The sequence below is a fragment of the Niabella aurantiaca DSM 17617 genome (genome assembly GCF_000374125.1).
Lineage (GTDB): Bacteria > Bacteroidota > Bacteroidia > Chitinophagales > Chitinophagaceae > Niabella > Niabella aurantiaca.
Genome location: NZ_KB893637.1, coordinates 63,810 through 79,075, shown reverse-complemented (window position 1 = coordinate 79,075; position 15,266 = coordinate 63,810). Strand labels below are relative to the sequence as shown.

Sequence of the window (15,266 nt, the reverse complement as noted above, 5' to 3'; positions counted from 1 at the left end):
CTTATCTTCGTGCCAAAGTTCTAAAATCATTACAGATGAATCTTCATGAATACCAGGCCAAGGAATTATTAAAAAAATACAATGTTCCGGTACAGGAGGGTTATGCCTGCAGTTCCGTGCAGGAAGCCGAAGAAGCTTACCGGAAGATCAAAACCGACACCGGCAGTAAGTTTGCAGTTATTAAAGCACAGATCCATGCCGGCGGGCGCGGAAAGGGCGCCATTAAAGAAACCGGAATCAACGGGGTCAAAGTAGCAAAATCGCTTGAAGAAGTGGAAGAATACGCCAAGGGCATCCTCGGCGGAACACTGGTAACCATTCAGACAGGCCCTGCGGGAAAAGTAGTGAACAAAATTTTTGTCGCCCAGGATATGTACTATGATGGCCCTTCCGAAAGACAGGAGTTTTATCTTTCCATCCTGCTGGACCGGAGCAACGGCCAGAACGTGATCATGTACAGCACGGAGGGGGGAATGAGCATTGAAGACGTAGCCCATGAAACACCTGAAAAGATCTTTAAGGAATGGGTGCACCCTTCCGGCCGTCTACTGGGGTTCCAGGCCCGCAAGATCGCTTTTAACCTGGGATTGACGGGTACGGCTTTCAAGAACTGTGTAAAGTTTGTCACCAGCCTGTACGACGCTTATGTGGGACTGGATTGCAGCATGCTGGAGATCAACCCCCTGTTCAAGGCTGCTGACGACAAGATCATTGCCGTCGACTGTAAAATGAACCTCGATGATAACGCCATGATGCGCCATGCAGATCTGGCATCACTGAGAGATGTTACCGAAGAGGATCCTACAGAAGTGGAGGCCGGTAAATACAACCTGAACTTTGTAAAATTAGATGGCAACGTGGGCTGTATGGTCAATGGTGCCGGATTGGCCATGGCAACCATGGACATGATCAAATTAAGTGGTGGCGAACCCGCCAACTTCCTCGACGTGGGAGGTACGGCCAATGCACAAACCGTTGAAGCCGGCTTTAAGATCATCATGAAAGATCCGGCGGTAAAAGCCATCCTGATCAATATCTTTGGTGGCATCGTTCGCTGCGACCGTGTAGCCGCCGGCGTTATTGATGCATATAAGAATATGGGCAATATCAATATCCCCATCATTGTGCGCCTGCAGGGCACCAACGCGGAGGAAGCAAAAAAACTTATTGACGAGAGCGGACTGAAAGTACAATCAGCTATCTTGTTAAGTGAAGCAGCAGACCTGGTGAAGAAAGCCGTAGCCTAGCTTTATTTTATTTACATTTAATGAGGGCGGTTACTTTTATAAGTAGCCGCTTTTTTTATGCGGAAATCAGGATTTGAGCCGATAGCTATCACGCAGGCAGCAAGAAGAACGAAGCTCCGACGACCGGGCGTTGCCCGTCCGAAAGATCATCCCCGCCTGAATGCATTCATTCGGGCAGGCGGGCGGGCACTTTTATGGTCTGTTCGGAGTCTTTTCCAAAAGGATCAACGCCGCAGCTTTTTAATCGTAAAATCATCCTGACGCATATATGATCGCCCGTGATGAGCATCGAGGTCTGTGATCCTATTCGATCCGTACCCTTCTCAATTCGAGCAGGTTCAAAGCATTGGGCTGATACCCTTTAATATTGGGCTGCACCAGCTGGATCACTTTGTCATACCAAAGCGGTACCACCGGGGCGTCATTGATAGCTACCTGGTCTGCCTTCCGGTATAAAACATAGCGCAACGAATCATTGGTTTCCCTGATCGCCGCTTCGAAAATGGCATCAAACTCCTTGTTCCGGTAACGTGTATAATTGGGGGGAGCCGGGTTTTTTGAATAAAAAACAGACAGGTAATTTTCAGCATCGGGGTAATCGGCGATCCAGCCACCCCGGAAAAAGGCGGCCCTTGAATTGGCGGTCATTTCAAACAGCAATGCTTTCTGCACTACTTCCACCTGTATTTTCATTCCCGTCTCCTCCAGTTGCTTTGCGATAAAGTTGGCAAAATCTGCATAAATGGAGATCGTAAGCAATTTGATCACGGGCAGTCCCTTCCCATTGGGGAAACCGGCTTCGCCCAACAGGGCAAGCGCTTTTGCCGGATCATAGTGATATCCTTTTACAAGCGAATCATTAAAAGAAGGCAATCCCTTCGGCACAAAACCGGATTCTGCCGGAGTACCAAGCGAATTACGCAGATAGAGGATCATCTTTCTCCGGTCAAACCCGTAATTAATCGCCTGCCGTACTTTTTTCAGCCGCAGAGGCGAATGACGCACGATCTCATTTGCGGTGTCCATCAGGATCCCCAGGTACTCAATATTCAGGTAAGGCTCCGTTTTCAGCAGGAGTTTTCCTTCCCATTCCTTTTTGAGCGTACCTCTTTTGGTAAGCACCTCGTCCTTAAAGCTGGGATCCAGTTCGTTGATAAAATCTAAATTCCCCTGTCGCAGTAATAAGAACTCGGTAGCGCGGCTGTCTTTAAAGCTTACTTTAATGCCATCGATATAAGGCAGCCGGTTCCCGGCGCTGTCGCGCTCAAAGTAATGGGGGTTCTTTTTAAACACCAGCCCCTGCCCTTCTTCCCAGGCCACGAACTGAAAAGGTCCGGTGCCAACCGGATGACTCCGGAAATCCACGCCAAATTTCTGTACGGCTTCCCGGGCCACCACAGAGCAGTACTGCATGGAGAGGATCCCCAGGATGGGTTGATAAGGTCGCTGTAGCTTCAACCGGAAAACTGTATCGCTGAGCGCGGTAAACGGTTCCCGGGAATCAACTTTCTCATTAAAGATCCAGGCGCCGGGGCTGGCTACCCGGGGATCAATGATCCGGTTCAGGCTAAAGACCACATCCGCAGCCGTCATCTTCCGCCCGCGGGCGTTGGGAAAAACCGGATCATCATGAAAAAAGACATCGTTCCGCAGGTAAAAAGTGTAGGTCTGCTTATCATCGGAAATTTCCCAGTGCGTTGCCAGCGATGGTTTGATGTTAAGGCTGTCATCGATCTCTACCAGGGTATTGAAAAGCTGGTGCGCCGGCCACATGGTTGATTGGTTTTTGGCAAATGCCGGATCCAGCGAAGCGATGCCTGCATATTCATTATACCGGAATATCTTCAGGCTCCTCCCTTTATTGTTTGCACAGCCTGCAAAAGAAACACAAAAAAAAAGTATCAGAAGGCCCCTGTAGTGATATAGTCGTGTCGTTTTCATCTTGAACGTTTAAATTTACAATTCAAACCCCTTCGGTAATGATTTTTTTGAGAAATATTATGAAAACAAGCTGCCTGATGCTGCTCACAACGGGTTGTTTGCAGGCACAGCTGCTGAATCACCAGGAAAAGCTTACCCGCCAGGACAGCCTCCGGGGCAGCTATGGCGCAGGAAGAAGCTGGTGGAACGTGCTCAGATATGATATCCGGCTGCAGGTAGACATTGCAAACAAAGCCATCAGCGGCTACAATGACATTACCTATGCAATCCTAAAGGACTCAAAAGATCCCCTGCAAATAGACCTGCAGGAACCGATGCAAATAGAGCGCGTGGAAGACCTGGATACCCATAAATCGATCTCCTTCCAGCGGGAAGGAAATGTTTTCTGGCTTAATACTACCGGCTTTGCGATCAATAAAAAACCGAAAACGCTCCGTATCTATTTCAGGGGAAATCCCATCGTTGCCAAAACACCACCTTGGGACGGCGGATGGATCTTTACAAAAGATGCACAGGGCCGGAACTGGGTCAGCACGGCAACACAGGGAATCGGCGCCAGCTCCTGGCTGCCCTGTAAAGACCACCAGGCCGATGAGCCGGACAACGGCATGACCATTACCATCATTGTACCGGACAGCCTGACGGCAGTCAGCAACGGGCGGCTGACGGCCAAAACCAAAAACCGGAATGGCACTACCGGTTGGAAGTGGACCGTAACACAGCCTATCAATACCTACCTGATAACACCCTATATTGGCCATTACGTAAATTTCAGCGATACCCTGCAGGGAGAAAAAGGAAAACTGGATATCGGCTACTGGGTGCTGGACTATAACCTGGAAAAGGCAAAAGAACATTTTACCATCGTAAAGCCCATGATCCATTGCTTTGAGCACTGGATGGGACCCTATCCTTTTTATGAAGACAGCTATAAACTGGTAGATGCGCCCCACCTGGGCATGGAGCATCAGAGCGGCGTAGCGTACGGCAATCAATACCTGAACGGCTACCTGGGCAAGGACCGGTCCGGAACCGGCTGGGGCGACGACTGGGATTTTATCATTGTACACGAAAGCGGTCACGAATGGTTTGCCAATAACATTACCACCAAAGATATTGCCGATATGTGGGTGCATGAAGCCTTTACTACCTATTCCGAAACCCTGTTCGTGCAATGCCGGCACGGCTTAAAGGCAGCCAACGAATATGTGATCGGTCAGCGAAGGATCATCCGGAACGACCAGCCCATTATCGGCATCTATGGGGTGAACAAGGAAGGAAGCAGTGACATGTACGATAAAGGAGCCAGCATGATCCATACCATCCGCCAGATCATCAACGACGACAACAAATTCCGGAACCTGCTCCGGGGACTTAACAGGGACTTCTACCACCAGACCGTAACCGGCCGGCAAATAGAAGCATACATCATCCGCCAGACCGGAAAGCCGCTTCAAAAAGTATTTGACCAATACCTGCGCACGACCATGGTTCCGGTGCTGACCTACACCGTCAGCGGAAATAAAGTACGTTATAAATGGACCAACTGTGTACCGGGATTCAATATGCCCGTTCAGCTGGCAAACGGACAGTGGCTGGCACCTAAAGAAAGGTATCAGGAGGCCCCGCTGGGTATTTTAAAAAACAATGCACTTGATGTAAGCCCCAATTTCTATATCAAAGTAGAAAAAGCTTCTTAATCCATTTCAATGAGCGCACAAATCAGGAAGCATAGTCTTGTTTCATCAGTCGTTATTTATTTCGGATTTCTTGTTGGTGCCCTGAACAATTTCTTTTTTACAAAGGAGGGCTATTTCACAACTACCGAATATGGGCTCACGAGTGGCTTCTTCGTGCCCGTGGCCACATTCATGATGTCCATCGCCTGCATGGGAATGCCCTCTTATATTTACAAGTTCTATCCTTATTACAATGATCGTTTGCCGGTGCGGAAAAATGATATGCTGACCATATCCCTGGTAACCTCCATGATCGGATCTGTGGTTGTTCTCATTATCGGGATCGCTTTCAAATGGCTGTTTGAAAGAAAATACTCTGCAGAATCACCGTTGGCCGTTCAGTACTATTATTGGATGTTTCCCTTTGGATTCGGATTAACGATCTACACCGTGCTCGAAGCCTATGCCTGGAACCTTAAAAAATCCGTGGTCACAAATTTTATGAAAGAGGTCCAGTTCCGGCTGATCACCACGGTATTGATCTGTTTGTTTATCTTCAGGATCATTTCCAACTTTGACCTTTTTATAAAGATCTATTCCTTCAGTTATCTCATCATAGCATGCACACTGCTGATCTATTTAATGATAAAGAAAAAGATCTTTATCACCTTCCGGCTCAGTAGTGTTTCAAAGAAGTTCTCCAAAAATATCCTCCGGTTCCTGCTATTTGTATATCCCGGGTCACTGATCTTAAACCTTTCGATGGTATTTGATTCCTTTGTGATCTCCTCCGTTTCCAAAAAAGGGCTAACCGGTCTGGCCATCTACACCTTTGCCCAATACCTCACCAGCCTTATACAGGCCCCCCAACGCGGTGTTCAGGCCTCCGCTACCCCCTATATTTCACAAGCATGGAAAGACAAAAATATCGGGCAGATCCAAAATATCTACCAGCGGTCATCCATAAACATGCTCATTTTCGCCTGCCTGCTATTCATATTGGTACTGGCCAATTTCAGCGAAGCGATCCGGACCCTGGGTCTGATGGGCGAGCTTTTAGACGGGCTCGATGTATTCCTTTTACTGGGAGCTACAAAAATAGTTGATCTTGGAACCGGCGTAAATGCGCCCATCATTGGTACATCCAAGTACTGGAAATTTGAACTTACCAGCGGTATTGTGCTGTTGCTGCTCATGCTGCCGCTTAATTACTACCTGGCCAAAAAAATGGACATCAACGGACCGGCTCTGGCCAACCTGATCTCCGTTGTTATTTACAATGCTGTGCGGATCCTGTTCCTGTGGAAAAAATTCCGTTTATTCCCCTTTACAAGAAACTCCATCTATACGCTGATCCTGGCCGCCGGAACGTATGGGATCAGCTGGCTGCTTTTTCACAACCTGCATGGCTTTTCAGGCTTATTTGCCCGCAGTATCTTTATTGTAGCGTTGTTCACAGGCAGTGTGTATTTCCTGAACCTGACCCCCGACCTGAAACCGGTACTTGCATCACTTGTAAAGCGATTGAAGAGAGACCGGAAGAGCGGAAAGCAGTAGTCGAAAAAAATGTCTGCTTTTAGATTCGGGAATGCGTGTCAAATGTCTGATTTGAAAATTTGAAAATGAGGGTCCGGACTTTCGAAAGGGAATCCAACACCAGACATAAGACCGGAACCCAAACCCCAAAGTATTCCTAATCATAAACCACCCGCTTTCAAACAAAATGATCGGGGGCAGGACCTGTTTATAAAAAGGCGGTTCACATGCTAAAAGAGGCCCTGCTTAGAAGGCTTCCGCCGGACAGCGAAAAGAAAAATCAAACGGAATGGCGTTCCGCCTCAAGCGGAACAAAGCCTGAAGTGCAGATTTTTCTGGTCCTGCAGGATTCGCCTTTCGGCGGAAAAGATTTTTGCTCCACTTTTCATTGACTGGAAAAGTGGAAAAACAGAAAAGCAGCCGCAAGGTTTATTAAATGCCCTTAGATAAACGGCATCTAATAAGGATTGTGGACTTTCGAAAGAAAATCCAGCACCAGGCATAAAACCGGGACCCAACCCACAAACAACAAACGTTAACCTTCAAACCCAAAACCTCAAACCTCAAACAGCCTGCCGGCAGATCTTCCACAGGTTGTAACGCAAAAAAAGCGCTCCATAAAGAAGCGCTTTCCTTACTAATAAAAAAATCATTAATTACTCACCCCGGAAGATCCTTCGTTATTATGCGCCAGGTACTCTTCAGACGTAGCTTCTATACGCCCTGCGCCTATAAAACGTGAAATATAATAGCTCTCATACAGATCGCTGATGGTAACGCCCTTACTGGTAGAAGCGTGCACAAATTTGTTATTACCCAGGTACATCCCAACATGCGAAACACCGCCCGTTGTATTAAAGAAAACCAGATCACCCTCCCTCAGTTCGGTACTGGAGATCTTACGCACACGGCTATATTGTTCGCGGGCGGTCCGGGGAAGCTCTATCCCGTAAGCCCCGCGATACATTTCACGGGTAAAAGCGCTGCAGTCGATGCCGTATTTGGTGGTTCCGCCATATTGATAGCGGGTACCGTACCAATCATCCATCGTTTCCAGCAGGTCATTATTACTGATCGAATTGGGCAGCACATTTAATATGACCGCGTATTTTCTTTGAAGTTCTGTTGCCGGAGCCGACCGGGGAACAATGATCGCAGCATGCAGGGCTTTTACATCCTTTACCCCGCTGGAAGCTATATTCTTTTCTATACGCCGCATCCTCGTATCCGATTTGGAATTGCCAGGGGAAATGGTCACCTGCTCCATATAAGCATTGGCGAGGGTGGGCTCTTGAGTGGGTTGCAGCTTTGTATTTGTAGTTTTCTTATTGGACGAGGTAAAAAATTTAGAAGCGGTTGAGCAACTGGCCATCAGCACCATCAAGCTAAATCCCGTCAATATATATCTCAAAACGATTTCTTTTAAATTTATTTACCAATAGCAACGCCTAAAAAATGACCATGCTGGAATTTCCATTTCCAATTTATCATAACGCAGATCAAGAGCATTTATTGCCCGGGGGAGACTTTTTTTTGAATAAAATACATATTATATTGAATATCAATACAAATAAAATCGAGCCTTATAGTAATCAAGAAGCAATCACAATCGTTCGTGTGCACAAAACAGTAACAGGCAGTTGATTGTTGCCTTTTAGAGAATGTGCATAAAAATATACCCGTTCTTTACCGTTTTTGTCCCATTTTAGCAGTTCGAACAGGCCTCGTGTCAAACAGCACTAAAAGCTGTTTTTTCAGCAATCCCTGCTGTAAGATACAGGCCCCATATTAAAGAAGTACACATGAAATTCTCGCATTTACACGTCCATACACAATATTCATTGCTGGATGGGGCCGCTCCCATCGGCTCCCTGTACAAAAAAGCCATCGCCGACGGAATGCCGGCCCTGGCCATCAGCGATCACGGAAATATGTATGGTGCTTTCCAGTTTGTGGCAGAAGCTTATAAGCATCTGGACGAAAACGGGAAACCGAAGGTAAAGCCGGTAGTAGGCTGCGAATTTTACCTCGTGGAGAACCGTCACGAAAAAACCTTTACCAAAGAAAAGAAGGATAAACGCTACCACCAGATCCTGCTGGCTAAAAATGAACAGGGTTACCGCAATCTTACCAAGCTCACTTCCCTGGGGTTCATAGAAGGGCTGTATGGCAAATACCCCCGTATTGATAAAGAACTGGTCCTGCAGTATCATGAGGGATTGATCGCCACCACCTGCTGCCTGGGAGCATCAGTACCACAGGCCATCCTGCGCAAAGGGGAAGCAGAGGCCGAGCAGGAATTCAAGTGGTGGCTGGATCTTTTTGGAGAAGACTTTTATGTAGAGCTGCAACGCCACGGCATCGGCGACCAGGATAAGGTGAACGAAGTATTGATCCGCTTTGCCGTTAAATACAAGGTGCCCATCATTGCCAGCAACGATTCGCATTATGTGGAACAGGACGATTTCAACGCCCATGATATCCTGCTTTGCATCAATACCGGCGAAAAGCAATCCACCCCTGCTTTCCGGGGTGATTTTGCCGACGATGATGTAAACATGAAGAACATGCGTTTTGCCTTTGCCAATGACCAGTTCTATTTTAAGAATACGGAAGAAATGAGCAAACTGTTCGCTGATCTTCCCGAAGCCATTGACAATACCAACGCCATAGTTGATAAAATTGAATTACTGGATCTGAAACGCAGCATCCTCCTGCCCAACTTTCCCATCCCCGAAGATTTTAAGCGGCATACCGAGGATGAAAAAACAGACAAGGGGCTGGTTTCGGCCGACTCGCTGAACCAGTGGGAATATCTCCGGCACCTGACCTACGAGGGCGCACAAATACGCTATGGCGTGATGCCGGACAGCACCAAAGAACGCATTGATTTTGAATTGTTCACCATCAAGACCATGGGCTTTGCCGGGTACTTCCTGATCGTGAGCGATTTTATCAAAGCCGGGCGCGACAGTGGCGTATTCATAGGCCCGGGGCGGGGATCCGCAGCGGGCTCTGTAGTGGCCTATTGCATCGGTATCACCAATATTGACCCCATTAAGTACAACCTTCTGTTTGAGCGTTTCCTGAACCCCGACCGCAAATCAATGCCGGATATCGATACCGATTTTGACGATGAAGGCCGTCAGCGGGTGATCGACTACGTGGTACAGAAATACGGCAAAAACCAGGTGGCGCAGATCATTACGTACGGTACCATGGCCGCCAAAATGAGCATTAAAGACGTGGCGCGGGTAATGGACCTTCCCCTTCCCGACTCCAATGCCCTGGCCAAGCTGGTGCCGGAAAAACCAGGCATCTCACTGAAACGGGTATTGCATGCACCACTACAGCCAAAAGCCGGGGAAAAATCACTGATCGAAAAAGAAGGACTGGGTGCCGATGACATTGAAAACGTAAAAAGGATCCGTGATGTTTACAATGGCGACGATCTTCAAAGCAAGGTACTCCACGAGGCCGAAATCCTTGAAGGCTCTGTGCGCAATACTGGCATCCACGCTGCAGGCATCATCATTGCACCCAAAGACCTGACGGAACTGCTGCCTGTAAGTACCGCTAAGGACTCCGACCTGTGGGTTACCCAGATCGAGGGCAGCGTGATTGAAGAAGCAGGGGTTATTAAAATGGACTTCCTGGGTTTAAAGACCCTCACCATTATTAAAGACGCGCTGAAACTGATCAAACAAAACCACAATCTTGATATTGTAATAGACGATATTCCGCTCGATGATGAAAAGACCTATGAACTTTATCAGAAAGGCGAAACCAATGCCACGTTCCAGTTTGAAAGTGCGGGCATGCAAAAATACCTGCGGGAGCTGAAGCCCGACCGTTTCGACGACCTTATTGCGATGAACGCTCTGTACCGCCCGGGCCCGCTGGCTTATATCCCTGATTATATCGAACGGAAGCATGGCCGCCAGGAGGTAGTGTTTGATCTTCCGGAAATGGAAGACGACCTTAAAGACACCTACGGGATCACCGTATACCAGGAGCAGGTGATGCTGCTGAGCCAGAAGCTGGCCGGCTTTAGCAAGGGGGATGCCGACGTACTGCGGAAGGCCATGGGTAAAAAACAAAAAGCGGTACTGGATAAAATGAAAAAGCAGTTTGTCGAAGGTGCCACGCAAAAAGGGCATCCTGCGGACAAACTCGACAAGATCTGGACCGACTGGGAAGCATTTGCGCAGTACGCGTTTAACAAATCGCATGCGACCTGTTACGCTTTTGTGGCCTACCAGACGGCCTACCTGAAGGCCCACTACCCCAGCGAGTATATGGCCGGGGTATTGAACAACGCCGGTTCCCTTGAAAAGATCACGTTCTTCATGGAAGAATGTAAACGCATGGGCCTGCCTGTACTGGGACCGGATATCAATGAATCGCAAAAGGGATTTGCCGTAAATAAAAAAGGAGAGATCCGCTTTGGGCTGGGTGGATTGAAAGGCGTAGGGGAAGCGGCCGTGGAAAGCCTGATCCAGGAACGGGATGAAAATGGCGCTTATGCCTCGATCTTCGATATGATCAAACGGGTAAACCAACGGACGGTGAACAAAAAAACGCTGGAAAGCCTGGCGTATGCAGGCGCATTCGATTGTTTTGCAGACCTGTATCGCGCGCAGTATTTTCATATACCGCCGGGTGATCTTACCAATGGCCTTGAAAAAATCATAAAATATGGACAGGTCTGTCAGGCTCAGGCTCAAACCAGCACCAATACCCTGTTTGGTGACCTTGCAGAAGTAATGGAGGTACAGGTACCAAAGATCCCTGAATGTGCCCCATGGCCGCTGGTGGTGCAACTCGATCATGAAAAACAGGTAACGGGGATCTTCATCAGCGGGCACCCGTTGGATGATTACCGGTTTGAAATGGAACACTATGGCATCACAAAGATCTCCTACCTAAACGAATATAAGACACAGGATAAAGAAAAGATAAGCTCGGCAGCCAGTTTCAAGATCATGGGGCTGGTATCCGATGCGCAACACCGGATCTCCAGAACGGGGAACAAATTCGGAAGCTTTATCATTGAGGATTACAGCGGCAAGCTGGACATGGTTTTGTTCTCGGAAGATTATATGAAATATTCGCCCATGCTGCAGCTGGGAGCCACCGTATATCTGACCGGTTACTTCAAGCAGCGGTTCAACGGCGATTTTGATTTCAAGATCACTTCTATTTGCCTTGCGGAAAGCGTGATGAAGAACCAGACCAAAAATCTGAAGATAGAATTACCGGTAGAGGAAGTCACCAAAGAAACCGTTGAGTTCATTCATTCCAACCTCAAAGCACATAAGGGGCCCAGCACACTTAAGTTGTCTATAAAAGATGCAACGGAAGACATCACAGTGGACCTGTTAACCCGCGGAAAAGGTTTTGAAATGAACAATGAACTGATCGTGTATCTTTCAAAACAAGCCAACTGGAACGTAGCAGTGGAATTGAATTAGAATGTCTCCTACAACACAGCCTCAAGGAGACAGGGCGACGATGAAGACCATTTAGCAGTGCTAAAAGTCGCTTCCGGTCACCCTGTCTCCGGAAGGGCACTAATGTTTTTTGCAACCTCACTTTGTAGCCAATAGCCTCACAATTCCCCCTTCAGATAAAAGCCCGTATAACTTTCCTTACACTTCACCAACGCCTCCGGCGTTCCTTCAAAAAGGATACGCCCGCCCCCATCACCTCCTTCAGGGCCCAGGTCAATGACATGATCGGCCACTTTGATCACATCCATATTGTGCTCAATCACCAATACGGTATTTCCTTTCTCCACCAGCTTGTTCAATACCTGCAACAGGTGCTTGATGTCTTCAAAATGCAAACCGGTGGTTGGTTCATCCAGGATATAAAAGGTTTTGCCGGTATCTTTTTTGGAAAGCTCCGTACTCAGTTTTACCCGTTGGGCTTCACCCCCGCTCAGCGTTACCGCACTTTGTCCAAGCGTAATATAACCCAGCCCTACATCCTGCAGGGTCTTTATCTTCCGGTATATAGAAGGTACGGCCTGAAAAAACTCCACGGCATCGTCTACCGTCATATCCAGTACATCGGAGATCGATTTTCCTTTGTACCGGATCTCCAGTGTTTCCCGGTTATAGCGCTTGCCATTACATTTTTCACAAGGCACATATACATCCGGCAGAAAGTTCATCTCAATGACCCGCATGCCGCCGCCTTCACACACATCACAACGGCCTGTTTTTACATTAAAGGAAAAACGCCCGGCATTATACCCCCGGATCTTTGCCTCCGGAACCGCTGCAAAGAGCGTGCGGATATCTGTAAAAAATCCGCAGTAAGTAGCCGGGTTGCTCCGTGGCGTACGGCCAATGGGCGACTGGTCGATCTCCACTACCTTATCAACATGCTCCAATCCCTTTACCGATTTATACGCCATCGGCGCCTTCTTGGAATGATACGCGTGCTGTGATAAAATGGGATACAGGGTCTCATTGATGAGGGTCGATTTCCCGCTGCCGCTGACTCCCGTTACCACAATCAGTTTGCCCAACGGAAATTTTACGCTCACATTCTTCAGGTTATTACCGGTGGCGCCTTTCAGCTCCAGTGTTTTTCCGTTACCGGACCGGCGCTCTGCAGGCGTCTCTATCTTCAGATGTCCGTTCAGATAACCGGCAGTAATCGTGTCCAGCTTCAGGATCTCTTCAGGTGAACCCTTGGCCACTACGCGCCCTCCGTGATACCCGGCCTTGGGCCCGATATCGATCAGGTAATCCGCAGCCAGCATAATGTCTTTATCATGCTCCACCACCAGCACGCTGTTGCCGATATCACGCAGGTGCTGCAGGGAAGTGATCAGCCGGTGATTGTCGCGCTGGTGCAGCCCGATAGAAGGTTCATCCAGGATATACGTGATCCCCTGCAATTGTGAGCCGATCTGTGTAGCCAGCCGGATCCGCTGTGATTCACCGCCGCTCAGCGTCCGGGACGGACGGTAAAGCGTCAGGTAGGTCAGACCTACATCTAGCAGGAACTGCAGCCGCTCCCGGATCTCCTTTAAAATATCTTTGGCAATGGCATTTTGTTTCTTCGACAAACGGGATTCGATCCCCTTCAGCCAGTTGCCCAGTTTGTCAAGGTTTAAATTACTCAGCTCCGCTATATTCCGCTCATCCACCCGAAACCACAGGCTCTCCTTTTTCAGGCGGGCGCCGTTACAGGAAGGACAGGACTTCAGCATCATGAATTGTTCCACCCATTCACGCAGCCATTCGGAAGTCTGGGTAGAAAAGAACCAGCGCTTCAGCATGGGAATGATGCCTTCGTAGCTGCCGGTATAAATATCGGGGACCGAGTCGTCTGCACCATCCAGGTCCAGTTCCCGGTTAGCTGCCCCATCTCCGTACAACAACAACTCCAACTGTCCTTCCGGCAGCTCGCCAACCGGTTTGCTCAGACTGATCTTATGTTTTTTGGCAAAAGAAACCACCTGCTGAAATACGCTGGCATTGCGCTCTTCACCCAGGGGTGCAATGCCTCCTTCGCTGATGCTCCGATTACGATCCGGCACTACGGACTCCATATCGATCGCATAGGCGGTTCCGATCCCTTTGCAATAAGGGCAGGCACCATAGGGCGAGTTGAACGAAAACGAATTGGGCGAAGGCTCCTCATAACTGATACCGGTGTCTTCGCACATCAGCTGTTTGCTGTATTGTACCGGTTGGTCCGATTCCTCCACAAGCAGAAATATCAGCTCCTTTCCCAATTTGAGTGTTGCCTGCACACTCTGGCTCAGCCGGGCCTTTGAAGCAGGATTTACCTCTAACCGGTCCACTACAATCTCTATATCATGGATCTTATAACGGTCTACCTGCATCTTGGGAACAAGGTCCCTGATCTCGCCATCCACCCGCACTTTTAAAAATCCTTTCTTTCGCACGTCTTCAAACAGTTCCCGGTAATGACCTTTACGTCCCCGCACTACAGGGGCCAGGAGGTGGATCTTCTGATTCCGGAACCGGTCAAAAATATTTTCCACGATCTCCTCCTCGCTCCACTTCACCATTTTTTTGCCGGTGTTATAAGAATAGGCTTCGCCCACCCGTGCAAACAGCAACCGGAAAAAATCATACACTTCGGTGATCGTTCCAACCGTTGAGCGGGGATTTTTATTGGTGGTCTTCTGTTCAATAGAGATCACAGGAGAAAGTCCTGTGATCTTATCCACATCCGGGCGCTCCATATCGCCGATAAACTGGCGGGCATAGGCCCCGAAGGTTTCCATGTAACGGCGCTGACCTTCTGAATAAATGGTATCAAACGCCAGGGATGATTTTCCGCTGCCACTGATCCCGGTAATCACCACCAGTTCGTTCTTCGGAATGGAAATATCGATGTTCTTCAGATTGTGCACCCGGGCACCGGACACCTCAATCACTTCGCTTTCAGCTTTCAACTTGTATCATAAATTTTGGGATGATCGAAAAAAACAGGCACAAACCTACATAAATTTTTCTTCTGAATGCGCCAAATCACCAGGCCAGCCATAAATCCTGTTTTCCACCCTTCGCCGGACCATATGTACCGGTTACCTCGGGGCAATGTAGAAAACGGGCGTCGGTATAAAAAAAGCGCCTGTTTCCGGAAGATGAGCGCTTCCTGCTCCCCCACAATACGGTACTGCACAACCTGAAATGCTGAATTTCAGGCACTCCGGGACCAGGCCGTAACAAGCTGCCGCTCCGGGTCAGCTATCAGGGGTTACCCGGAAACTCATAACCAAAAATTAAAATATACATTTTTCCAGGCAAACAACCGGTTTGGCATAATAATTTCAGTACGTAGGGTAATTTGAATCAATTCTTAAATAAAA

General features: G+C 48.3%; 8 protein-coding genes. 5 read left to right on the top strand and 3 right to left on the bottom strand.

All coding sequences use genetic code 11. The annotated features are described in order from the left end of the window. Positions 1-35: 35 nt before the first annotated feature. Positions 36-1,247: an ADP-forming succinate--CoA ligase subunit beta gene (gene sucC, locus B160_RS0114000; RefSeq protein ID WP_018628551.1), complete on the top strand. Its 1,212-nt coding sequence runs from the start codon at positions 36-38 to the stop codon at positions 1,245-1,247. 303 nt (positions 1,248-1,550) lie between these two features. Here the strand turns inward: sucC and B160_RS0113995 are convergent, their stop codons facing one another. Continuing rightward, positions 1,551-3,188, bottom strand: coding sequence for an ABC transporter substrate-binding protein (locus B160_RS0113995; protein ID WP_018628550.1), 1,638 nt, complete (start codon positions 3,186-3,188; stop codon positions 1,551-1,553). Positions 3,189-3,247: 59 nt separating this feature from the next. Here B160_RS0113995 and B160_RS0113990 point away from each other — a divergent pair, with 59 nt between their 5' ends. Both B160_RS0113990 and B160_RS0113985 read left to right on the top strand, forming a co-directional pair. Then, a complete protein-coding gene (locus B160_RS0113990) occupies positions 3,248-4,888 on the top strand; it encodes a M1 family metallopeptidase (protein ID WP_245562212.1) in 1,641 nt (546 codons plus the stop codon). A 9-nt stretch (positions 4,889-4,897) separates the two neighbouring features. Further along, complete coding sequence (locus B160_RS0113985; protein WP_018628548.1) at positions 4,898-6,424, top strand: lipopolysaccharide biosynthesis protein; 1,527 nt, start codon at positions 4,898-4,900, stop codon at positions 6,422-6,424. A gap of 631 nt (positions 6,425-7,055) precedes the next feature. Here B160_RS0113985 and B160_RS29140 read toward each other — a convergent pair. Then, positions 7,056-7,814 (bottom strand): C40 family peptidase, encoded by a 759-nt coding sequence (locus B160_RS29140; protein WP_157558059.1) that lies wholly within the window; start codon positions 7,812-7,814, stop codon positions 7,056-7,058. 44 nt (positions 7,815-7,858) lie between these two features. Between B160_RS29140 and B160_RS0113970 the strand changes: the two genes are divergently transcribed. Beyond that, entirely contained in the window at positions 7,859-8,047 is a 189-nt protein-coding gene (locus B160_RS0113970) for a hypothetical protein (protein WP_018628545.1), read from the top strand. Between the two features lie 158 nt (positions 8,048-8,205). After that, entirely contained in the window at positions 8,206-11,877 is a 3,672-nt protein-coding gene (gene dnaE / locus B160_RS0113965) for a DNA polymerase III subunit alpha (RefSeq protein WP_018628544.1), read from the top strand. 137 nt (positions 11,878-12,014) lie between these two features. On the opposite strand, the gene uvrA is transcribed toward dnaE, so the two are convergent. Next, positions 12,015-14,849, bottom strand: coding sequence for an excinuclease ABC subunit UvrA (gene uvrA / locus B160_RS0113960; RefSeq protein ID WP_018628543.1), 2,835 nt, complete (start codon positions 14,847-14,849; stop codon positions 12,015-12,017). Between the last annotated feature and the right edge of the window lie 417 nt (positions 14,850-15,266).